We start from the raw sequence: 21870 nt of genomic DNA, 5'->3' as shown, positions 1-21870 counted from the left end.
TTTTAGGGAGGGCCTTTCATTGAAAAAATTTCGCTGGAACACCATCAGCGTAAGATTGTTCATTTGGTTCCTCTTCTCAACGCTGTTTCTTGTCCTATTATTGGCTAGCATTTTTTATACATATAGCACGAATCAAATGAGCTTGAGAATTGCTGAGATCGCCAGGAAAAATGTATCTCAAGCTGCTGATAATTTCAATTTGCTGGCACAGGGCTACAACAGCTTGTCCAAATCAATTACAGCGAGCTCTGATGTGCAGCGGGTTCTTGCAGAGGACGAAACGACCCCAGCCCTGCAGCTGATCAACAACCGAACGATTATTAATTTGCTGGAAGCGGCATTTTACAGCAGGAATGATCTTGTTGGCATTCATATCATTACCAATTGGGGAAAGGTGTACAGCTACGAAGCGGCAACTCACCCTTATGTGACAAATCCCTTGGAAAGTACCTGGTATGATGAAATCCGGCATTCTCAGGGCGAGCTGCTGTGGTTTGGTATGAAGCAACCAACATTGACCGTGCAAGACCAGCCGGTCTTTTCGTTTGGTAGACTGATTTATGACCTGTATTCACGCGAGCCTATCGGAGTTCTGCTTATTGAAGCCAGTCCTCGTCCTATACTTTCGACCTTGAGCAATCTTCATATGGGAGCAGGCAGTCTGGCCTTCATCATGAAGCCGGCCGATACGCGCTATCCAGGGATGCCGAATAAAAACGAAATATTGGCTGAGTCCGGGCGAAGCAGTGAGCAATTTCCCGAAATCGATCTTTTGCTCAGTGACAGGGAAGCAGTGCGAATGTCCAAGCAGGTTGATACAGACCCGGAGCATTTGATCGTCATGGAGGAGCAGTCCAATTTGAAATGGTCGATTGTCAGTGTCACACCCAAATCTAATTTTCAGGTGCAGCTGCAGGAGGCGAATCGTTACTTTCTTATCGTTCTCTGCTTTTTGCTATTGGCCGCGGTCATCTTGGCAACGATCATGTCGCGGTCCATTTCAGCTCCTATTATTCGACTGGTTCGTGAGATGAAGGCGCTGGAGCGGGGCCAATTAAATACAATTGTCGAAATACGTTCCTTTGAAGAAATGAATTATTTGGTAGCGAATTTTAATCAAATGGTCAGTCGAATCAAGCAACTCGTTGACAGGGTGCGTATTGTGACAGCCAGTGAAAAAAATGCTCAGCTCTATGCGCTGCAATCTCAGGTAAATCCCCATTTTTTATATAACACGTTGGATATGATTTATTGGGAGCTGGATGATAGGAAAAATGATAAATTAGGGGATGTCATATTGGCGCTTTCGAAAATGTTTCGCTACAGCAGCGAATGGCATCATTCAGACGTCACTTTGCAGGAAGAATTGGACCAAACCCACAATTATTTGCACATCATTCAAGCCCGCTCGGGCGGACGTTTGCAAATTGATCTGAATATTCCTGATGAGTGGCTGCAGGTTCAAATTCCGAAAATGACGCTCCAGCCGTTGATTGAAAATGCCGTAGTCCACGGCCTATCGAAATTAGATCGATCGGGTTTGATATCTGTCCATATGGAAATTGGCGAACAAGACTTACAAATACGTATACAAGACAACGGGAGCGGCATATCCTATCCCAAGCTCGTCGATCTTCAAAAAACACTAGAAAAAGTCATGCTGCTTGAATTGCATCACTTCGAGGAGGAAGAGAAAAACTATCGGATTATGGAACAAGCCAATCCGGTCGGAACGGCTAGTGCCGGCATCGGCTTGGTGAACGTGCATCGCAGGCTTGTGCTGAAATTCGGAGCCTTATACGGTCTGCAAATCACAAGCGAACAAGGTAGCGGTACTACCATTACGATTACTCTCCCGAGAGATATTCCTGTTTCTTCGATGGTTCATGATCCTGTTAGGAGTGGAGGGGCATTATGAATATACTTGTTGTGGATGATGAAAGATCGATTCGTGATGGATTTAAGAGGACGCTCGACAAGGCGTACCCTCATATGAATGTTATGACTGCAGAGTCCTGCCAGGAAGCGATCATTGTGCTGCTGAGTGAACGTATTCATATCCTGCTGCTTGATATTATGATGCCGGCTATGGATGGGTTGGAGCTGCTGGCTGCCCTGCGGGAATCACACCTAAGCACCAAAGTGGTAATTATATCGGCCCATTCCAAGTTTGCGTACGCCCAGGAAGCACTGCGCTTAGGGGTCAAGGATTATGTGGTGAAACCGGTCGGCAAGGAGCCGTTGATCAAGATTATCTCTATGCTGGAAAACGAATGGATAGAAGAAATGAGAGATTTATCGGAAAAGGATTTGATTCATTTAAATTTGAACTATTTGAGGGAGGCTGTATTTCGCCGCTGGGTACGAGGGCTGGATATCGGCAGATTTGACGTATCGCGATTTGTTGAAAGCCATCCTCGTTTTCATCTTGTATTTGTTCAATTGGATACGAATCAGGATATATCTTTAAAGCATTTTGTGATCGAAAATGTATTGTCCGAATGGTTTGAAATGAATGGTAACGGCTTTATCGTCAGCCTGGAAGGCAATATCCTGGTGGGAGTCGTGACGCTGCGGGAGGATACGGGAATCTGCTCATTTGAAGAGGGTGCAAGAAAGCATCTTGATCAATGCTTAAAGGTCCCCTATCAGATGGTTGTCAGTCGGCTGCTGACCGATTTTCATTCCATTCCCGACGAAATTAAAAACCTGCAGCTAACCGGATTCTCAGCCTTGAAGAAAGACGTGCCAGCAAGCAAAAACGATGAGACCATCACTATTGCCCTTCAATATATTCGTGGGCACTTTCAGGATACATTATCACTTGAAAAAGTAGCCTCCATTGTCTATTTAAATCCGATTTATTTTAGCCAGCTGTTTAAACAAAAGACAGGAATCGGCTACAAGGATTACGTGACACAGCTGCGAATGGAAAGAGCCAAGGAGCTGCTGGCTAATCGGGGTCTAAGAGTCACGGATGTCGCCAGACTCGTTGGCTACGACGATCTTCGTCATTTTACACAAGTATTCCGCAAAAATTATCATTGTACGCCAACCGAATATCGAAACGAGCTTACATGAGGGGAAATATCCATTCAAGCCCGCTCGAATTAATGAACAATTTCATTGAAAAAACAAACCAAACTCCTTTAGTTTGTGTCCTATACCAGGTTGGAGGGGTCACGTACAATAACAGAGAAAGCAATAATATGACATTAAAAATCATATTTGGAATTAACAGCGCTTTCAAAACTTAGGTACGGAGGGGAAAACAATGAGGCTCAACAAAATGTCCAGCTTGATCTGTGCATTCGTACTCACGCCAGCTCTATTGGTAGGCTGTAGTTCGGTCACACCACCACCAGCGGCTACGAACCAGCCTGTCAAGCAGGAACCCGCTAAACCCGCAACACCGGCGGTCACACCACCTGCGCCTGCAGCAGCTGCTCCAAGCGGGGATGCCAAGGAAACGCCAAGAAATGAGACTTTGTACATTAATGGTCTGCAATGGGGGGCGCCAACCAACTTCAATTTATTGAGCGGTAATCCTGCCTTTCCGATCAACTACGGCAACTCCCGGGAACTGATCTACGAAACCTTGTTTATGATCAACATGCTTGATGGCAAGCTCGAGCCCTTGCTTGGAACCAAATATAGCTGGACGGATGATTTTACGATGAAGGTCGAGTTGAATAAGGATGCCAAGTGGAGCGACGGGAAGCCATTTACCTCCGATGACGCTGTCTATACGTATATGCTTGGCAAGAAGTATCAGGTGAACTGGAGCAGCTTTTGGACATTCTTGGAGGACGTTACTGCCGACGGTCCGAATGCTTTCAATATTAAGCTAAAGAAAGACAATCCTAACAAGCTTACGGTACTGGACAGTATTGATCTGATCCCGATGCTGCCTAAGCATATCTGGGAGGAGATTGAAAAGAAATCGAATAATGATCTGGCAACGATCCGGAAAGAATTCAATGCAAGCCCTGTAGGTACCGGACCTTATAAAATGTATTTCTACAACGACCAGAAGATCACTGTTGCCAGAGACGATAATTACTGGGGTAAGGCGCTGTTCGGCGGAAAGCTGGCTGCACCGAAGTATATCACTCACGTGATTTACAAGGATAATGCTGCAGGCGATCTGGCTTTCAAAAGCGGTCAGGTTGACGTATCCCAGCAGTTCATTCCTCAGGTTTGGAACATGTGGAAGGATGGGGCTCCCGTCAAAACCTACATGAAGGATGCTCCTTATTATTTGCCGGGCTCGATACCTTCGATTTTCTTCAATATGTCGAAAAAAGGTCTCGACAATGTGGATGTAAGAAAAGCCATTGCGATGGCAATCGACTATAAAAAGGTATCCGATCTGGCGATGAGTGGTTATTCTTCTGCCATGAAGCCATCGATCACATTGGATTCGGATGCCGAGAAGAAATATGTCGATCAGGACGCGATCAAGTCACTCCAATGGACAACGGATGTAGCTGGGGCGAATGCGCTGCTGGATAAAATCGGCGCCAAAAAAGGTGCGGACGGCATTCGTGTACTAGACGGAACCCGACTTGGACCGTACGATGTGGAGTGTCCTTACGGCTGGTCGGACTGGAACGCATCGCTCGAGATTGTCGCGCAAAATGCGAAAGCGATTGGTATTGAAATTAGAACCAAATTCCCGGAACAGCCTGTGTGGAATAACGATCTGCAAACGGGTAAATTCGATATTATCATGAATACACCAGCGGGTGGAATCAGCCCGAGCCAACCGTGGAACCGTGCAAGAACGATTATGTATTCCAAAGGTGTAGCAGCAGCTGGCGAAATGGCGTTCTGGAACTGGGGACGTTATAAAAACGAACAGGCGGATCAAATTATCGACAAAATCCCAACGATCTCGGATGAGGCTCAAGTCAAGGCTCTGTATACGGAGCTTACCAAGATCTGGCTCAAAGACATTCCATCGATTCCTTTGATGTACAGACCGTGGGTATTCCATACCGTTAACGAATCGATATGGAAAGGATTCCCTTCCCAAGGGGATGGTTCTAACATTCCTCCGCAAATCGCGATCGACGGGGCCGGTATCAAAGCGCTGTATCAAATTCACAACTAATCGTTGAATAGGTTTGTGGCAACATCATAAAACTGGGGGCCTATATTTGGTTGAACAACCCGAATATAGGCTTCTTTCTAACCGATCCCTATATGAATAACATCTGCTGAGGAGCGTGTAAAATGTGAACGCTTACACCAAGTATTTTATCAATAAGTTTTTCTGGTATTTTCTTACCCTGGTTATCGCGGTTACGTTGAATTTTGTTTTGCCAAGACTAGTACAGGGAAACCCGATCAGCAGCATCGCCTCACAAATGACGCAGGGCATGACGGACAGTGACAGCATCAAAAAGGTATATGAAACCTTTACGATTGAGTTCGGCATCGATAAGCCTCTGGGTACACAGTTTCTGATTTATGTTAAAAATCTGCTTACCGGTAATTTGGGCACCTCGTTTGGACTTTATCCGAAAAAAGTAACCGATATTTTGGCATCCGCCATTCCATGGACCTTGGCACTTCAGCTTCCGGCGATCCTGACTGGATGGATTATCGGCAATATTCTTGGAGCTGTTGCAGCTTATAAAAAAGGCGTTTTCGACAAAGCACTCTTTCCGATCGCGCTGTTTGTCAACTCGATTCCTTTCTTTACGCTGGCCATCATTATGCTCTATGTTTTTGCACTTAATCTCAAATGGTTTCCTTTATCGGGAGGATATGATTTCCAGATGATCCCTCGGTTGAGCTGGGATTTTATCGGCTCCGTGATTCGACATCACACGCTTCCTTTTCTGTCGATTGTATTGGTTACCATTGGCGGTCAAGCAATAGGTATGAGAGAAATGTCCATTTATGAGTTGAATGCTGATTATGTCCTTTATAGCAAATTATTAGGCATTCGCGATTCCAAAATCGCCCAATATGTATTCAAGAATGCGATGCTGCCCCAAATAACCGGATTGGCTCTGTCGATAGGAACGATGGTCGGCGGATCATTGATTTGTGAAATTGTGTTCAGCTATCCGGGCATTGGAACCTGGCTGTTTACTGCGATCCGGCAATTGGATTATCCGTTAATTTCCGGCTGTACCTTAATTATTGCCTTTACGGTCCTGGTGGCGAACTTCCTGATAGAGATCGTGTATGGTATTGTTGACCCCAGAATCAAGGCGGCTCAAATGGAGGAAAATTAAGATGAATCATTCTGTGAAAATATTGTTGAAGTCGCCTAAGTTTGTTTTTGGCACCAGTGCCCTGCTGTTGATGCTTGCTCTGGTCCTCATCTATCCCTTAATCAACAGAAACGATCCGTTGGAAATGATGGCTATGGCTTTCCAGCCTCCGGATTCCAAGCTGCTCCTTGGCTCGGATAATTTTGGGCGAGATTTATTTCTGGAGCTCATGTACGGTATTCGGACCTCTGTACGTGTGGGTCTGATCGCCGGTATCTGCGCTACGGTAATTGGGCTGATTATGGGATTGCTAGCGGGGTATATCGGTGGTTTGGTTGATAATATCCTCACAGCTGTCACCAATATTTTTATCGTAATTCCTTCTTTTATTATATTGATCCTGATTTCCGTAAGCATCAATTCACGAAGCTCGCTGGTCACCGCAATCATTATCGGGATTACGAGCTGGCCCTGGACAGCTAGAGCAGTTCGTGCGCAAACCAGCTCATTAAGAAATAGGGATCATGTGAATATAGCCAAAATTTCCGGTCATAGCACACCGCGGATTATCATTTTTGAAATTCTTCCTTATATCGCATCTTATGTGGTGATGGCTTTCGTCCTACAGACGGCATCCGGGATTTTGTCGGAGGCTTCCATCTCCATGCTGGGACTCGGACCCTACAATACGATTTCGCTTGGGATCATCATGAACTGGGCATTGACCTTTGAAGCTCCGGTGGCTGGAGCCTGGTGGGCGTTCATCCCGGCTGCTTTTTCCATTGCGATCATTACCTTTTCGCTTTTTATGATGAATACAGGGATGGACGAAATTTTCAATCCCAAGATAAGGAGCTGACGGGCCATGAATAACAATATTCTGGAGGTAAAGGGTCTCAAAACCTATTATAAAACCCGGCTTAAAGAAAATGTGTATGCGGTTGACGGAGTTGACTTCGTGCTGGAGGATGGTAAAACACTGGGAATCGCCGGGGAGTCAGGGTGCGGTAAATCGACCTTGGCCTTAAGCTTGATGGGTATGTATTTGCCACCGCTTAACTATAACAGCGGCTCGATTATTATCGATGGAACCGACATTACAAAGCTGAACACAAGCCAGCTGCGGACACAGGTATTGGGAAGAGAAATCGCTTATATCCCCCAAGCTGCTATGAATGCGTTGAATCCTACACTTAAGATTATTCGTTTCATTGAAGATATGATGAAGGTGCATCGGCCGGAATTATCCAAGAAGCAGGTTTGGGACATGGCTGCTGAACGATTCGAAACCTTGAATCTGACGTCCAAGGTGTTGAATTCGTATCCCAATGAATTGTCAGGTGGCATGAAGCAAAGAACCGTCATCGCTATTTCATCGATTCTCAATCCGAAGGTGCTCATTGCCGACGAACCGACCTCAGCGCTTGATGTAACGTCACAGAAGGCCGTCATCAAGTTGATGAAGGACTTGTTGGACAAAAAGTTTATTCGATCTCTCGTGTTCATCACCCATGAATTGCCCTTGTTGTATCATGTGACGGACGATATTGTTGTGATGTACGCTGGAGAAATCGTTGAGAGAGGTACAGCCAAGCAAATGGTGTTCGATCCTTTGCATCCCTATACGAAAAAGCTGATGGGCTCGATCATCGTTCCTGAAGAGGGCATGAAGGGTCATAAGCTTGAAGCGATTCCAGGAGCACCGCCGAATCTGAAAAATGTGCCCCCAGGCTGCCGGTTCGCTGAACGCTGCTCTTACGCAACAAGAGAATGCAAAGAAGGCAAGATTGACAATAAAATCGTGGATGAGCGGATTTATCGTTGTATATATGATGCCAAGACTTTGCGCAAGTGGTATGAAGACGAGCAGGAAGTCAAGGGAGTGATCGCATAATGATTCGGAATAAGGTCCTGATCAGTGGCACCCATATGAGCAAGGTGTTTGGCTACGGATTAAACAAGACAACGGCTGTCAATGACGTCAGCTTTAAATTCCATGAAGGTGAAATTATTTCCATCGTTGGGGAAAGCGGCAGCGGGAAAACGACATTGGCCAAGGTGATTATGGGTCTGTTGAAGGAAACCAACGGTGAAATCGAATATAAAGGCAAGCCAAGAAAGCTTAAAAGCCACAGGGACAGGAAAGAGTATTGGAAAGACATCCAGGCGATTTTCCAGGATCCGTTCTCTTCCTTCAATATTTTTCATAAAGTCGATAAATTATTAATGGACTGTATCAAATTGCAGGGGTTAAAGCTATCGAAGGATGAGCAATTTTTGAAAATGAAAGAGGCTTGTTCCTTCGTCAATCTGAAATTTGAGGAATTGTATAATAAATATCCGTTTGAGCTCTCAGGGGGTCAAATGCAGCGTCTCATGATCGCCAGGATTTTCATGATGCATCCCAAAGTGTTAATCGCCGACGAACCCACATCGATGGTGGACGCTTGTTCCCGCTCCACGATTCTCGATATGCTGATGAAGCTGCGTAATGAAAACAATATGACGATCATTTTCATTACCCACGACGTCGGACTGGCTTATTACGTAAGTGACACTATTTATATTATGGAGAAAGGTAAAATCGTGGAAAGCGGCAATGCGGAGAAGGTGATTCTGAATCCCCAGCATAAGTACACCCAACAGCTGATCTCGGATGTTCCCAAAATTCATGAGGCTTGGAATTTGGGATGAGAAGCAGAGGTGGCATTTGGTAGGATCATAGATCAATATGGAAACCAAACATCCTTGCGGTGTTTGGTATTTTTCCCTTTAAGTAGACACTCAAAAAAATCTTCATGTTAACATGAAGGGAACGAGTGAGCTTTGAGGGGATTTTTTATGGCTAAAAAGGAACAAGTATTTCAATAGTATACGAAAGAATTCAAAGCAGCAGCAGTCAAGGCTTACTTAGAGGGGACAGAGTGCTATAAAGCGGTGGCAGAAAAGAAGGAATAGAAATTTCATGCAATTAAAGGTTTGGGTAAGGAAATGGCGGGTATGGATTTATTCTGGTTAACAGAGGTTTAATCGCGGAACGGACCTCAAGGGTTTCAGTAGTAGGCAAAATTTTTCTGACCATAATCCCAAGCGCTGGGGATTACTAAGCAACTCCCTTAACCGAAGTGGTTTGTTTTACAAAATCGTTACAGTTTTGGATCCTTTAATTACAATAAAAGGGAATATAAGTTTTGACAATACATGGAATATATTGTAATCTATGTTTTGAATTTATATATAAAATTGGTTAATAAGGGAGAGATTTGATTGAGAAAAAGTTTGTCAGTTATATTGTTCGCAGTAATTATATTTTTAATGATTCCGGCTTTCTCAGCTCTAGCTGCTGACTATCCTCCATCTCAAGCAACTGGGGCAAAAGTTGATCCGGTAATTGTTAGTTATAACAACTATCTGGGCCAAACGGGGGCAGGGTTATTTGATGGAACAACAATTAATGATTGGATAACTAATCAGGTGTTCTATTTTTACCAAACCGATTATGTTGAAATTGAGCTTCCTGTTACTGTTAATTTATGGCGATATGGAACAACAACTTGGGCAGCCGACTACAACACCTTAAAAATTTTGAAAAAAGAGGGTTCTACTTACACAGATGTGACCTCAATTTATTCTGTTCCTACTTCGGCTATTACACAAAATCAATCTCAGAAGTTTGCTCAACATTTACCTCCAGGGGTATATAAATTCCAAGCGCCTGGCAACGGTATGTACCGTATGGATAGCGAGTGGTACGCAGAACAGGACGACACGCAACCACAAGTTCCAACTGGATTACTCGCAACCGCAGATGATTCACAAGTAAATCTTGTTTGGAACCCAATTCCGGGTGTTACAAGTTATTCTGTTAAGCGTTCTACAACTTCAAATGGTCCTTATTCAGTCATAGCGTCTGGTGTAACTACTGCTACATATACCGACATATCTGCAGTCAATGGCACGTCTTATTATTATGTGATTTCGGCAATGATTACTGGCGCTGAAAGTGCCAACTCTACTCAATCATCGGCTACACCACAAGCAGTATTGCCAACAGCACCGATACTGGCAGGCCAATCTGGAATCGGGCAGAATACATTGACTTGGAACACAGCGGCAGGAGCAACCAGTTATCAGGTAAAACGCTCCACAACCGCTGGTGGCCCCTACTCCGTTCTTTCTGCAAGTGTAACATTGACAACCTATGCTGATCCTAATATCGTCAATGGTACGACTTATTATTATGTAGTCTCTGCTTCTAATGCTGGAGGTACAAGCGGTAATTCCAATGAGGTCTCCATCACATCACAAGCACTAGAACCTACCTTGAATGTAGTAATCGCCCAAGAAAAAATAAGTGTTGGCCAAGAATTTATAGCTGATATCGTATTAAAGAACGTGGCCAACATTTATGCAGAAGACTTTACGGTAAAATACGATAATACGCGTTTTGATTATTTGGGATTCGAAACGGTTACAGGCCACCAAATCTACAATCAACCAACAGACCAAAACGGTAGCCTTCGCTTTATTGTCGCGAGCCAAGGCGCAAATTACGGGATTACAGGTGAGAAGGTTTTTGTTAAGCTCAAGCTTCGGGCTAAAGCGGTAGGTACAGGTAAAGTGGACGCACTCAAATGCCGAATTGCGGATACAAATAGCGAGTTTGATTTAGGAGCACTGGCATGCGGAGAAGATACCGTTACCGTTGAAAACCAGGACGTTAATAGGTCCGGCGAGTACACTCTTTTAGATTTAGCCATTGATGGATACTATTATGGACAGCTTGCTTCAAGCGCCAACCCAACCGTATACACAGCAGACCAAGCTGGTGACGAATATGTAAGCAATGATGACCTTGTGTTTATTGTGAATCAAATGCTGCTGAACACCAATTACGCACCTAACTTTTAATTCAAACAATTGGGCTCACTGAGTATACACCAGAACCATAGACGGAAAGAGCCGCATAAGCTGCGGCTCTTTTTTGAGAACAATCTATGTAAGGGCCCAACTCAGAGTGGTTTTCCTCGACGGCTCCTTCAAGATGAAGAAACGCTTTCGTCTGCTTCCACGGAAGACTATCAGGTGGCATGTCATTTAATGAAGAGCAATGCAAGGATTATCAAACTGATTACAAACGAAGCAATTGGCATTGAATGACCCCGTTACGATACATTACGCTTGAGACCGTTCTTTACGCTTTTCATGTGCAACTTTTCTTAGTATCCTGATATAGCATTTCTCGTGAATGGTAGATATACTCTTTCAAGGCTCCCACTCAGTCGTAATGGCTTTAAAATTCGCTGTACTTTCCTATGATAGGCTAGGTTACCTCCATCAAACCATAGGCAATAGAATGGTTGGTCAATTAATTTCAAATAAATACGATTCAACAGACTCTGTTCGATTGTTTTGGATTTAGAAGCCGACTCGCCGAGTCTTCCACGGAGGAGAGCCATCGGCATGTGAATCAACAAGAGGTCATTTGTGTCTAATTAGCCGAAGACGAAGAAGGAATTATTGAGGACAAAGGATGGTCAACAAGCGATAAAGCAAACTGTTACACCAAGATGCGAATTGCCCCTCTCCGTATGGGAAAACCGGTTATAAAGCATATCCCGGGGCCTTTTAGTTGAAGGATAAGCGCCAATCACTGGTTAAGAAGAGAATATAATGGAGAATGGAGACATAAAAATCAAGCCGATAGTCCTGTTCAAAATTATGTTAGTGTGAATAATAAAAAGGTAATACCTACGGACAGCAACATTAAGGATACATTGACCATATCTAAAGACCTTTAAATCTATCGAAACCATGTTACCTTTATGTATGTTCCTAAGAATGGTATACAAGTGGCCTCCACGGATTACAGAGAGTATCTAAATGCGCGGGTGAATAAAGAGCGGAGCGGCCAAATGGTCCTGGAGAAGCGTCAGCGTTCGCCTTTGTTTTCGTACTTTTACCGCTAAATCTCCTATAAAATCAAAAAAATACGGAAACAACAGCGATCGGAAGGATATTTGGCCGTGCAGCGGGACTTATTCACCAAACTTCTGAAATTGAACTTATTATGCTTATAAGATTCCCCTATGAAGATCATAGCTTTTATATCTTTGTAATGGAGGCCTGAATATGGTACAAAGAAGAGTATAATACATGAAATATGGGAGTGAACCTACAATGGCAGATGTTAAAAAAATCGCAGTAATCGCTGGAGACGGTATCGGACCTGAGGTTGTTGCCGAAGCATTAAAAGTATTGAAAAAAACCGAGGAAGTATTTGGCTACCGTTTTGAAACGGAGCATGGTTTATTCGGTGGTATCGCAATCGATGAAAAGGGAACTCCTCTTCCGCAGGAAACATTAGAGCTTTGTAAAAAAGCGGACGCTGTACTTTTGGGTGCTGTAGGCGGTCCAAAATGGGATAATAACTCGAAGGAATTGCGTCCGGAAACAGGACTTTTGGGTATTCGTAAGGAGCTTGGCTTATTCTCGAACATTCGTCCCGCTGTTATTTTCGACTGCTTGAAGGATGCTTCTACTTTGAAGCCGGAGGTTCTGGAAGGAACTGACCTGATCGTAGTTCGTGAATTAACAGGTGGGATTTACTTTGGCGAAAAATTCCGCCGCGAAAGTGCAAACGGTGAGGAAGCAGTCGATACTTGTGCATATAACGTAATGGAAATCGAGCGTATTGCCCGTCAAGCGTTCGAGATTGCCCAAACCCGCAGCAAAAGACTGGCTTCGGTTGATAAAGCGAATGTTCTTGAAACATCCCGTCTATGGAGAGAGACCGTTAATCGTATTTCCGCTGACTATCCAGATGTAGAGCTGGAGCACATCCTAGTTGATAACTGTGCTATGCAGTTGCTGCGTCGTCCTTCAAGCTTTGATGTTATCGTTACAGAAAATATGTTTGGCGATATTTTGAGCGATGAAGCAGCTATGCTGACAGGTTCAATCGGTATGTTGTCATCCGCTTCGTTGGGTGAAGGTGCGTTCGGTTTGTACGAGCCGGTACATGGCTCCGCTCCTGATATCGCAGGTCAAGGCATTTCCAATCCAATTGCAACCGTGCTTTCCGTTGCTTTAATGTTCCGTTTGACGTTTGGCTACCATGATGCTGCGGAAGCTATTGAACGCGCAGTTAAAGAAGTTCTGGATGCAGGACACCGTACAGGTGATATTGCAGTCGATAAGAGCAAAGCGATTGGTACAACAGCAATGGGCGATTTGATCATCAACGCAATCAGAAAATAATTGTGTCACAGATTGTAATAATTATAAAATAATAATCGTTTTAATATTGACTTTGAACAGGTCAAATGTTACGATTTTAAGTGAAAAAATCATACAATTCCGGGAGGTAATAAGAAGATGGCAGAACGTTTAGTAGGTAAGCAAGCTCCTGATTTCACGCTAGAAACCGTATCAGGTGATGGTGCTGAGTTCGGTAAAGCTTCTCTATCCGATTACAAAGGCAAATGGTTGGTATTGTTCTTCTATCCACTCGATTTCACATTTGTATGCCCAACGGAAATTACAGCTCTGAGCCATGCTTATGAAGACTTCAAAAAATTGGATACTGATGTATTAGGCGTATCCATTGACAGCATTCATTCCCACCGCGCTTGGATCAACACACCAGTGGACAGCAATGGTCTTGGCAAGTTGAATTTCCCATTGGGTGCGGATATTACGAAAAAGGTTGCACGCGATTATGGCGTTTTGATCGAAGAAGAAGGTATCGCGCTTCGTGGTCTATTCATCATCAACCCAGAAGGCGAATTGAAATATCAAGTAGTTAACCATAATGATGTAGGCCGTAGCGTTGAAGAAACTTTCCGTGTACTGGAAGCTCTTCAATCCGGTGGTTTGTGCCCGATGAACTGGAAAAAAGGCGACAAGCATCTGGTTGCCAAGTAAGCTTACGATTCGGACTTACTTCCTCATCATTCAAAAAATCCCTTTAGTCTGCTATACTGCAGCTAAAGGGATTTTTGTTAAGAGATAAGACTGTATACGTTTTCAACGAAGCTGAAGGATTCTTATGTTTCAAGAAAACATACCTCTGAACCGCGGTCGCTCATCTTTGAAAGTCCTCGATAAAGGTTTTCTTACAGGAAGCGGCTTACGCTTACAAAGTCAGTTTTGCTTCGCAAAACTTTTAGGAGGAACAACATAGTGGAAATCGAACAAACCTTGAAATACAGTGAGAATCATGAATGGGTTCGCGTCGAGCGGAATTTGGCTGTGATTGGCATGACGGATTTTGCCCAGGAGGAGCTGGGTACGATCGTATTCGTGGAGCTTCCAGAGGTCGGCGATCTGTTGAAAGCAGGCGAACCGTTTGGCAGTATGGAATCCATCAAAACCGTATCGGAAATGTATGCGCCTCTATCGGGCAAAGTCGTGGACATTAACCGTAAGCTTCAAAAGGATCCCGGAGCAATCAACATCGCGCCCTATGAAGGTGGCTGGATGATTGTTATCGAAGTTGCTGATGAGGCAGAGCTTGAGCAGCTATGGGATTATGACAAGTATCAGGATACTTACATACGATCATAAAAAGGTGAGTTTGCTTACGAAGTAAGCTTCCTGCGGAAGCTCTTAGGAGGTTCAAATGAAAATTATTGTCGGCTTGGACGGAGGAGGCAGTCACACCAGAGCCATAGCTGTAGATGTGACTGGACGGGTGGTTGCTTATGTTGAACGCGGAGGCGCTAATCCTAATCACAATCCGGATGCTAGAGAGAACGTTCAAGGTGCAATAGCAGCTGTCATAGCGGAGGCGGGTTGCTCACCGCAGGATGTAGTCGGTCTGACCGCAGGATTTGCGGGATATGACAGGCCAGAGGATGCAATATGGGCAGAGCAATACATAAATCAGAACGGTTTGGTCTGTCCTCGGAAGGCAGTTAATGATGCCGTTATAGCACACATAGGCGCTTTGCGTAATCAAACTGGGATTATAGTGATATGCGGAACGGGCTCTGTAGTGTTCGGGATTAATGAAGCTGGGGAGCATGTACGTAATTATGAATATCATCATTATGCAGCTACAGCCGCTCGGCATTTGGCCTATAATACCATGTTCAGGATGATTGCCGGAGATGTGTTGAAAGAGGATCAGGTGCTGATTGATCAGATCTTAATGTATTGGCAAGCGGGACAAATCATGGATTTGGCAAAGCTCGCCAAGAACGGTTTCATTACCGATTCCAAAGTGAGGAACCACCGCTTCGGCGGAATGGCACCTCTCATCACAGAAGCAGCGCTGCAAGGAATACCGCTAGCTTGCTCGGTATGCGATAATGCGGCTCGTGATATCAGCATCGGAATTCGTTTGATTGGCACCAGCTTTTCCGCAGAGACCATACCTGTAACATTAATCGGCAGCGTTGCACAAAGCGACTACATAGCCGCCAGGATAAATAAGGAGCTGCGGAGCGAGACAATCCGGCGTTATCATGTCAAGGAACCAGCGCTATCACCGACTATGGGTGCGGTGTTGATAGCTATGGGGTTGGCAGACATTAATATTGACGAGCATCTGATTAATCGGTTGAAGGAATATCCGCAGGCATGATTGCAAACTATCGAACCAAATAAAAACAAGGAACCGAGGGCAAGATCCCTGAGTTCCTTGTTTTTATTTTTCGGATAGCTTTTTAAATTTCTCTCTGTATTTCACGACAGTCAGTACATAGGTTGCATGTGACCAGGTAAGCGGTGCTACCGAAACCGGGCCTCCATCGAATGGATCCAGCTGTTCAGGTAAAATTCCGCTCTCAATCGCGTGCTTGACGACCCACTCGAGTGTGCGGCGAGGAGCTTCCAGCTCGGCTAACGACTTCGCACATTCGATCTCCCATTCGGCAATCCACAGCGTACAGATAATCCACGGATTACCGGGTACCTTTTCGATGTCGGAGGAGCGTTGGAAATAGTAATCGTGATAGTAACGGGCTACGCCGCCGATATCGGTTTTGATCGTCAGCTTTTCTTTGTTGGCTTGCATCGTTTTGACGACACGTTCATCATCAGCCGGCAGCACTCCAAATTCGAAAATACCGTAGACACTGCTCTCGTAAGTCAAGTCCTTGACCCATTGTTCGTTTTCCTGATGCATGCCGCGGACGAAACGCTGCTCTTCTTCATCCCACAAATGCTTGATTATGCCTGATTTGATCCGCTCTGCCGTGTGTCGGTAGCGGCTGCTGCGCTCCTCGTCACCGAACAGGCTGCAGAAGTTGGCAGCAGCGATTAAACCGCCATAAACTGCCGAGGTCGTAAATGTAAATATACCGTACCTTTCCTCCCATAAATCGTAGCTGGGCTTAGGCAGATTCAAATCCTGATCAATGTAGCTGGACATAAACCGTGCCGCGCGGCGGATCAAAGTCCGATACAACGACTGCGGCAGCTCAAGCACGCCATGCTTCTCAAAATCTTTCCAGAGCGCGAACAGAACAAGCGCGGTTTCATCCTCCTGAATAGGAAGCTGCTCATTACCGGCATGAATATAAGGATGCCAGCTGGAGCCTACGGTTCCATCAGGGTTGTATTTATGGTGCAGGTAACCTTCCGGCGACAGCACGTTGGCACAGAAATGGAAAAACGGTGTGATCATACCCTGATAGCCGGCCATCGACATGGCGTAAGCGATCAATGCGCCGTCTCTTGGCCACATGTAGCTGTAATGATCACGATTGCTGTGCATGATGTCAGAATCGTTAGCAGCGATAATCGCGCCGTTGACGTCCGTCTGAGTACGGACAATCAGCAGGCTATGCTTGTACATGCGGATAACCTCGGCAGGCAAATCGCCGTAATCCTGCTCCGATTTGTTCACCCAACGCTGCCAGTACACTTTAATGCGATCCAGCAGCTTGCCGGGGTGACTGTCTTTTACGTAGCCATCCAGCTTTTTGACTTCCTCAAGGTTTTTGCCGGCAGTCATCCAATAATACATCGTTTCATCGGAATTCGGGGGAACGTGCAGCTTGAAGCTTATCGTGCTGTCGACGGAGCCCTGCGCAATGGCATTGCCCATCAAATGACCGTCTTCCGCATCCCGCCAGGTTCCCTCGGCATTGTAGAACCGTTTGACACCTGTCGTGTATTGATAGATGCCATCAGGGCCGGTAGTACCGCTGAACATAAAATATTTATCTTTTTTATAATGAAAAACGGTGTTGTTAGCAGGGTAATAGGCAGCGGTATCGCCAACCTCAGTTTCGTTAATGACCAAATCCTGATTGAAAAAGACGCGAACCTCGCGTACGGTATCCCGGTTGTTGTGGATATTGATTCTTTTTAAATAAATATCCTCGCGTTGATGAACACCATCATTGATCAATAAGGTAATACCCAAGCGGGGGTGTGTGGCTGTTACTTCTGTAATCAGGGATTCTTCCACATAAGACAGCTTGAAATCCCATTCAGGATCGCTGAGCCAAGCAAAGTCACCATCGACCCATATGCCTACTCTGCATTGATAACCACCAACATGGTTCAATTGCCCCACGTAGGGATAATACAAATCTCGCATGTAAGTATGATTATCCAGGTTGATCAAAAACTTTCCGTTCCCGATGACTAATTGGCGCGGCATCCACCCACATCCTTCCCTCTAGCTGGAGTTTACTTCTTTCCCTAGAGTACCTTTTTCTTTATGGACGGTCAATCCCGCGGCCTCAATGAAAGCGGATACGTGTCATTTTTTTGCATAAATTTTCAAGGATCGATACCAAATAACGGTAAAATACCCGGGCAAAAAGAAATCTCCAGCCCGAAAGCGGAGATTCCTGGTAGTTATGATTGCTGTGCCGGTTCATCAGGCATACGGGTTAACTCCATTATAAAGTCATAGGAATTTCCGGAAAGCAGAAGCCGCTGGACCTGATCCTGATGAATGCCTTCACACACTTTGGTTACTCCGGTATGGTATTGAATATGCATCTGCGCAGCTTGGTCATCGTAGCGGATAAAAGCAATTTGCTTGGAGCTGATTGGAATATGCTGCATGTAACCCACTCCCTCAAAATGAATATGAACCCTCTAAGCACATAAAAAGTTTATTGGCATGATCATGACATGGAGCAACCGAATTTCGTTAATATAGTTGAGTTTATGCATGGTCATTCTCCTTTAGAATGGATAGTAGGGCTGCTGTGAAAACGTTTCAATGGTTTTGTCCTGCTCAAAAAAGAGGATTTATAGGACTGAAGGTCGAATATAGTGTAGAGTATCGCTTTTGCAGGCTAAATGAGGAGGCGTGAAATTATGAGTTTTTGCTGCGGCGCCAGTATGATTGGAACTAAAGGAACACTTAAGTATATCAGAACGCAAATTCATAACGTACCGATATTGTTTTGCCCGGTTTGTCATCGTGTGGAAGTACATCATCTGGTTGAAAGCGAATATGGGATTTTGGCCGAATACGCGCATGGAGATGGTGCGTCCGAGGTGGATTTTCATGAATATGTAGATAACCGCAGTCAAGCGGAATTATATGAGAATTGTGTCAATAATGAAGATGAGGACCCGATGGATGTCGTTCGCTGCCAGATTGATATGTCTCTGGATCTGCTGATCGTAGCCAAGGAGCTGAAGGATAACGAATGGGAAGAACAGCTTAAGAAGCGGCTCAATACCTTAAGCAAGCGCAAAGCCAAGCTGAATGGTAAAAAGACGTCCAAAGGAGCCGTTTAAACCCTTATTGGTATGCCCCGTAAGAGATGGAAGCGCCCCGGAACGGAGTAGTATGGCATCCCGTCCATATCCAACAGATAAGTGTGACCTGAAAATGAACCGGGTATACAAGGAAGAAGAAAGTGTATCCGTATAATAATTGGAGTCCAGATACAGGGCTTAGCATCAAGCTTTCTTAGGAGCGTATGCTTAGTCCTCGGGGACAGTCCCTATCGGGAGAAGTTTGGAAGGGTCAAGCACAACATATTGGCACAAACCAACGTCTCTAATAGGGGGACGTTTATTTGTTTGCATGAAAACCAGGGATAATTATAGTAGGAAAATGAATAGGATATGGCTTTAAATAGCTGTAATATTTTGTGAAATAAGTCCTATCCCGACCCCCCTAACCTACGTCCTAATAACGAAATTATATAGTGTGAGGTGGAAAAGATTGCTGCTCGTTTTATTTAAGAAATTTCTTGGAAAACGTCAATCTCCCCACCCGGATTCTGCGGAACCACAACCGCCTGAACAATTGGTGATTCGAATTCAAGAGGGTGATTTACGGCTTCGCAACCAATTTATTACGGACTATCAACCGTATGTTGCAAAGGTAACAAGCCGTTTTTGCAAGCGTTATGTAGATCCTGCAAGAGATGATGAGTTCAGTATTGCTTTAGGTGCCTTTAATGAGGCGATCAATCAGTTTTCAACCGAGTCCGGACGTTCGTTTCTCGGATTTTCCGAGCAGGTCATTCGTCGGCGACTGATTGATTATGTGCGTAAGGAGCAGCGATTTTCACAGCAGCTGCCGTATAGTACGTTTGATGTGGAGGATGAAGAGGATAACATCATTAATCCCGTTGAAATCCATCAGGCGATGGAGCAGTATGAAAAACAAAAAGGCATGGAGGAGCGGGGCAGCGAAATTATGGATTTGAATCGGTGTTTGGCTGATTTTGGTGTTCATTTTTCGGATTTGGTTGATGCCTCTCCGAAGCATGATGATTCCAGACAAGCTTTGTTTGCCATTGGCAAGCAGCTGTCGGAGAACGCTGAATTTATGGGGGCTATGCTCTCCAAGCGTGTACTGCCTATCAAGGAGTTAATGGGCATCGTCACCGTCTCACGCAAAACACTGGAACGAAATCGTAAGTTCATTATTGCTGTAGCCTTAATTTATAACGGGCCTTATCCATACCTCCGTGATTATTTGCATATCAAAGAGGAATCCAACAAAGGGGGAGAGTAGCATGAATAAAGGCATCGTCATGGAGCTGACGGACAAATACATTATTGTGATGCGTGAAGACGGCAGATTCGATAAAATCTCGCGTCAACGGCATTCCTGCCAACTGGGTGAAGAAATTATCTATGCTGACACCAGACTCAAATGGGCAAGTCCGTCTATAGCCGGCCGCTCAGCAGTAGTAGCGGCAGTTGTGTTTTGCCTGGTTGTTATGGCCAGCTTCGCAGGCAAAATTGGCAGCTCCGAGGTCGTTGCTTATGTATCGCTCGACATTAATCCCTCAATAGAAATGGGCATCGATGAAAAGGAACAGGTGCTCGAGCTTCGCGGCTTAAATAATGATGGGGCGGAACTGATTGAAGCGATGAATTTTAAGGGTCTGACGCTCGAAACCGTTACAGCTTCGCTATTGAACAAAGCGGAGGAGAAATCGCTAGCCAAGGGTGAAGGGGATATTGTAATCGCAAGCACGGTAGTCCTTGAGAAAAGCACCGTGGATGACACGAAAATCGCTGAAAAACTGCGTCAGCAGGTAACCGATCACATTAAGCAAACCCATCCTGAGCAAGTCAATGCTTATCAGGTAGAAGCGTTTGCAGCACCTCAGGAGGTTCGTGAAGAAGCGAACAAGAGTGGGGTTTCAATGGGGAAATACTCGGTTTATTTGAATGCCAAAAATAATGGGGTAGCAGTGACGGTCGATGACTTGAAGAAAGAATCGATACATCAGATCGTCAAGGATAACGCGAAGGACAACGTAGATAAACAATCTGCGGTTATTCAGCCTAACAAGGTACCAACCAAGGAATCAATGAAGAAGCTGGTCGAAGAAGAGAAGTCGGGAGAATTGGATAAGAAGCTGGACGATAAAAAGAAAGAGCAGCTCGCCAAAAATAACGACAAAAATAATAATAATACGAACAAAAATGATCCCAAGAAGTCCGGCAATTCGAATGCCAACGGTATAGGCAGTAGTGGGAACAGCAGTAATAACAACAATAACAACAGTAGTAACAATAATAATAAAAACAACAATACGAATACGAATTCGAACAACACGAAGGATAAAAAAGACGATAAAAACGACGATCACAAGGACGACAAAAAACCGTCAACGCCTGTGATCAAACCGAACATACCCGCGTCAATAACCGGTGGAGCCAAGCCGGCAGGGACAAATTCAGGTGCAGCCCGTCCGGGTGACAACAGCAGCAAGTCCGACCCGAAGAAGGACGATGACAAGAAAAAAGATGACGATAAGGCCGATGATGACAAAAAGAACGATGATAAAAAAATTGATGACAAGAAAAAAGATGATGATGTAAAAAAGTCCGATGATCTTCAAAAGGCCGACGAGAAAAAAAGGCTGGCCGAAGAGGATCGTAAGCGTGAGGAAGCCAAGCGTCTGGCGGATCAGAAAAAACGTGAGGATGACCTCAAAAAGCAGGAAGAGAAGAAGAAAGAACAGGATAAGAAAACGAACGAGGATGATAAGAAGACAGACAGTACCAAAAAATCGGATGACAGCAAGAAAGACAGTGACAGCAAGAAAGACAGTGACAACAAGAAAGATACTGATAGCAAGAAGGAAACTGATTCTACCAAAACGGATGATTCCAAGCGGGACGATTCCACTAAAAGATAAGGTAGTGTAAAGGTAAGAACCTCTACATGGTATAAGTGAGCAGCTTG

Annotated in this window: 17 protein-coding genes; 15 read left to right on the top strand and 2 right to left on the bottom strand. The window is 44.7% G+C overall.

From position 1 onward, the window contains the following. The 12 genes from OB236_RS01845 to OB236_RS01790 all read left to right on the top strand — a co-directional run. Positions 1-1918: cache domain-containing sensor histidine kinase (locus tag OB236_RS01845; protein ID WP_262682377.1), on the top strand; the 1918-nt coding region annotated here is incomplete at its 5' end. Further along, positions 1915-3081 (top strand): response regulator transcription factor, encoded by a 1167-nt coding sequence (locus OB236_RS01840; RefSeq protein WP_262682375.1) that lies wholly within the window; start codon positions 1915-1917, stop codon positions 3079-3081. The genes OB236_RS01845 and OB236_RS01840, both read left to right, overlap by 4 nt. A 193-nt stretch (positions 3082-3274) precedes the next feature. After that, positions 3275-5116 (top strand): ABC transporter substrate-binding protein, encoded by a 1842-nt coding sequence (locus tag OB236_RS01835; RefSeq protein WP_262682374.1) that lies wholly within the window; start codon positions 3275-3277, stop codon positions 5114-5116. Positions 5117-5240: 124 nt separating this feature from the next. Then, positions 5241-6251 carry an ABC transporter permease gene (locus tag OB236_RS01830; protein ID WP_076229706.1) on the top strand — a complete coding sequence of 337 codons (1011 nt, stop codon included), beginning with the start codon at positions 5241-5243 and terminating at the stop codon, positions 6249-6251. 1 nt (position 6252) lies between these two features. Next, a complete protein-coding gene (locus OB236_RS01825; protein ID WP_076229707.1) occupies positions 6253-7089 on the top strand; it encodes an ABC transporter permease in 837 nt (278 codons plus the stop codon). 6 nt (positions 7090-7095) lie between these two features. Further along, positions 7096-8124, top strand: coding sequence for an ABC transporter ATP-binding protein (locus tag OB236_RS01820; RefSeq protein WP_262682372.1), 1029 nt, complete (start codon positions 7096-7098; stop codon positions 8122-8124). Then, positions 8124-8924, top strand: a complete 801-nt coding sequence (locus OB236_RS01815) for an ABC transporter ATP-binding protein (RefSeq protein ID WP_262682371.1) — start codon at positions 8124-8126, stop codon at positions 8922-8924. The genes OB236_RS01820 and OB236_RS01815 overlap by 1 nt, the downstream gene beginning before the upstream one ends. A 573-nt stretch (positions 8925-9497) precedes the next feature. Further along, positions 9498-11141: a cohesin domain-containing protein gene (locus OB236_RS01810; RefSeq protein WP_262682369.1), complete on the top strand. Its 1644-nt coding sequence runs from the start codon at positions 9498-9500 to the stop codon at positions 11139-11141. Positions 11142-12410: 1269 nt separating this feature from the next. Then, positions 12411-13490 (top strand): 3-isopropylmalate dehydrogenase, encoded by a 1080-nt coding sequence (gene leuB / locus OB236_RS01805; RefSeq protein WP_076229710.1) that lies wholly within the window; start codon positions 12411-12413, stop codon positions 13488-13490. A 117-nt stretch (positions 13491-13607) separates the two neighbouring features. Then, positions 13608-14156, top strand: a complete 549-nt coding sequence (locus OB236_RS01800; protein ID WP_076229711.1) for a peroxiredoxin — start codon at positions 13608-13610, stop codon at positions 14154-14156. A 258-nt stretch (positions 14157-14414) separates the two neighbouring features. Continuing rightward, positions 14415-14798, top strand: a complete 384-nt coding sequence (gcvH, locus tag OB236_RS01795; protein ID WP_076229712.1) for a glycine cleavage system protein GcvH — start codon at positions 14415-14417, stop codon at positions 14796-14798. 55 nt (positions 14799-14853) lie between these two features. Continuing rightward, complete coding sequence (locus tag OB236_RS01790; protein ID WP_262682368.1) at positions 14854-15819, top strand: N-acetylglucosamine kinase; 966 nt, start codon at positions 14854-14856, stop codon at positions 15817-15819. Between the two features lie 63 nt (positions 15820-15882). Here OB236_RS01790 and OB236_RS01785 read toward each other — a convergent pair whose 3' ends face one another. Together OB236_RS01785 and OB236_RS01780 are read right to left on the bottom strand one after the other, a co-directional pair. Further along, positions 15883-17847: a glycoside hydrolase family 15 protein gene (locus OB236_RS01785; protein WP_076229714.1), complete on the bottom strand. Its 1965-nt coding sequence runs from the start codon at positions 17845-17847 to the stop codon at positions 15883-15885. 200 nt (positions 17848-18047) lie between these two features. Further along, positions 18048-18260, bottom strand: a complete 213-nt coding sequence (locus OB236_RS01780) for a hypothetical protein (protein WP_076229715.1) — start codon at positions 18258-18260, stop codon at positions 18048-18050. Between the two features lie 258 nt (positions 18261-18518). Between OB236_RS01780 and OB236_RS01775 the strand changes: the two genes are divergently transcribed. The 3 genes from OB236_RS01775 to OB236_RS01765 all read left to right on the top strand — a co-directional run bounded on the left by OB236_RS01775 (position 18519) and on the right by OB236_RS01765 (position 21823). Next, positions 18519-18947, top strand: coding sequence for a hypothetical protein (locus OB236_RS01775; protein WP_076229716.1), 429 nt, complete (start codon positions 18519-18521; stop codon positions 18945-18947). 433 nt (positions 18948-19380) lie between these two features. Beyond that, entirely contained in the window at positions 19381-20181 is an 801-nt protein-coding gene (sigI, locus tag OB236_RS01770; protein ID WP_076229717.1) for an RNA polymerase sigma factor SigI, read from the top strand. A 1-nt stretch (position 20182) separates the two neighbouring features. After that, positions 20183-21823, top strand: coding sequence for an anti-sigma-I factor RsgI family protein (locus OB236_RS01765; protein ID WP_262682367.1), 1641 nt, complete (start codon positions 20183-20185; stop codon positions 21821-21823). The last annotated feature ends 47 nt before the right edge of the window (positions 21824-21870 follow it).

The organism is Paenibacillus baimaensis (assembly GCF_025567575.1).
This window is presented reverse-complemented; position numbering and strand designations above follow the sequence as displayed.

Bases quoted from the DNA above. Each gene is read 5' to 3' on its own strand.
- OB236_RS01840 (WP_262682375.1), top strand. From the start codon at position 1,915: ATGAATATACTTGTTGTGGATGATGAAAGATCGATTCGTGATGGATTT.
- OB236_RS01835 (WP_262682374.1), top strand. From the start codon at position 3,275: ATGAGGCTCAACAAAATGTCCAGCTTGATCTGTGCATTCGTACTCACG.
- OB236_RS01825 (WP_076229707.1), top strand. From the start codon at position 6,253: ATGAATCATTCTGTGAAAATATTGTTGAAGTCGCCTAAGTTTGTTTTT.
- OB236_RS01820 (WP_262682372.1), top strand. From the start codon at position 7,096: ATGAATAACAATATTCTGGAGGTAAAGGGTCTCAAAACCTATTATAAA.
- OB236_RS01815 (WP_262682371.1), top strand. From the start codon at position 8,124: ATGATTCGGAATAAGGTCCTGATCAGTGGCACCCATATGAGCAAGGTG.
- leuB (WP_076229710.1), top strand. From the start codon at position 12,411: ATGGCAGATGTTAAAAAAATCGCAGTAATCGCTGGAGACGGTATCGGA.
- OB236_RS01800 (WP_076229711.1), top strand. From the start codon at position 13,608: ATGGCAGAACGTTTAGTAGGTAAGCAAGCTCCTGATTTCACGCTAGAA.
- OB236_RS01790 (WP_262682368.1), top strand. From the start codon at position 14,854: ATGAAAATTATTGTCGGCTTGGACGGAGGAGGCAGTCACACCAGAGCC.
- OB236_RS01785 (WP_076229714.1), bottom strand. From the start codon at position 17,847: ATGCCGCGCCAATTAGTCATCGGGAACGGAAAGTTTTTGATCAACCTG.
- OB236_RS01780 (WP_076229715.1), bottom strand. From the start codon at position 18,260: ATGCAGCATATTCCAATCAGCTCCAAGCAAATTGCTTTTATCCGCTAC.
- OB236_RS01775 (WP_076229716.1), top strand. From the start codon at position 18,519: ATGAGTTTTTGCTGCGGCGCCAGTATGATTGGAACTAAAGGAACACTT.
- OB236_RS01765 (WP_262682367.1), top strand. From the start codon at position 20,183: ATGAATAAAGGCATCGTCATGGAGCTGACGGACAAATACATTATTGTG.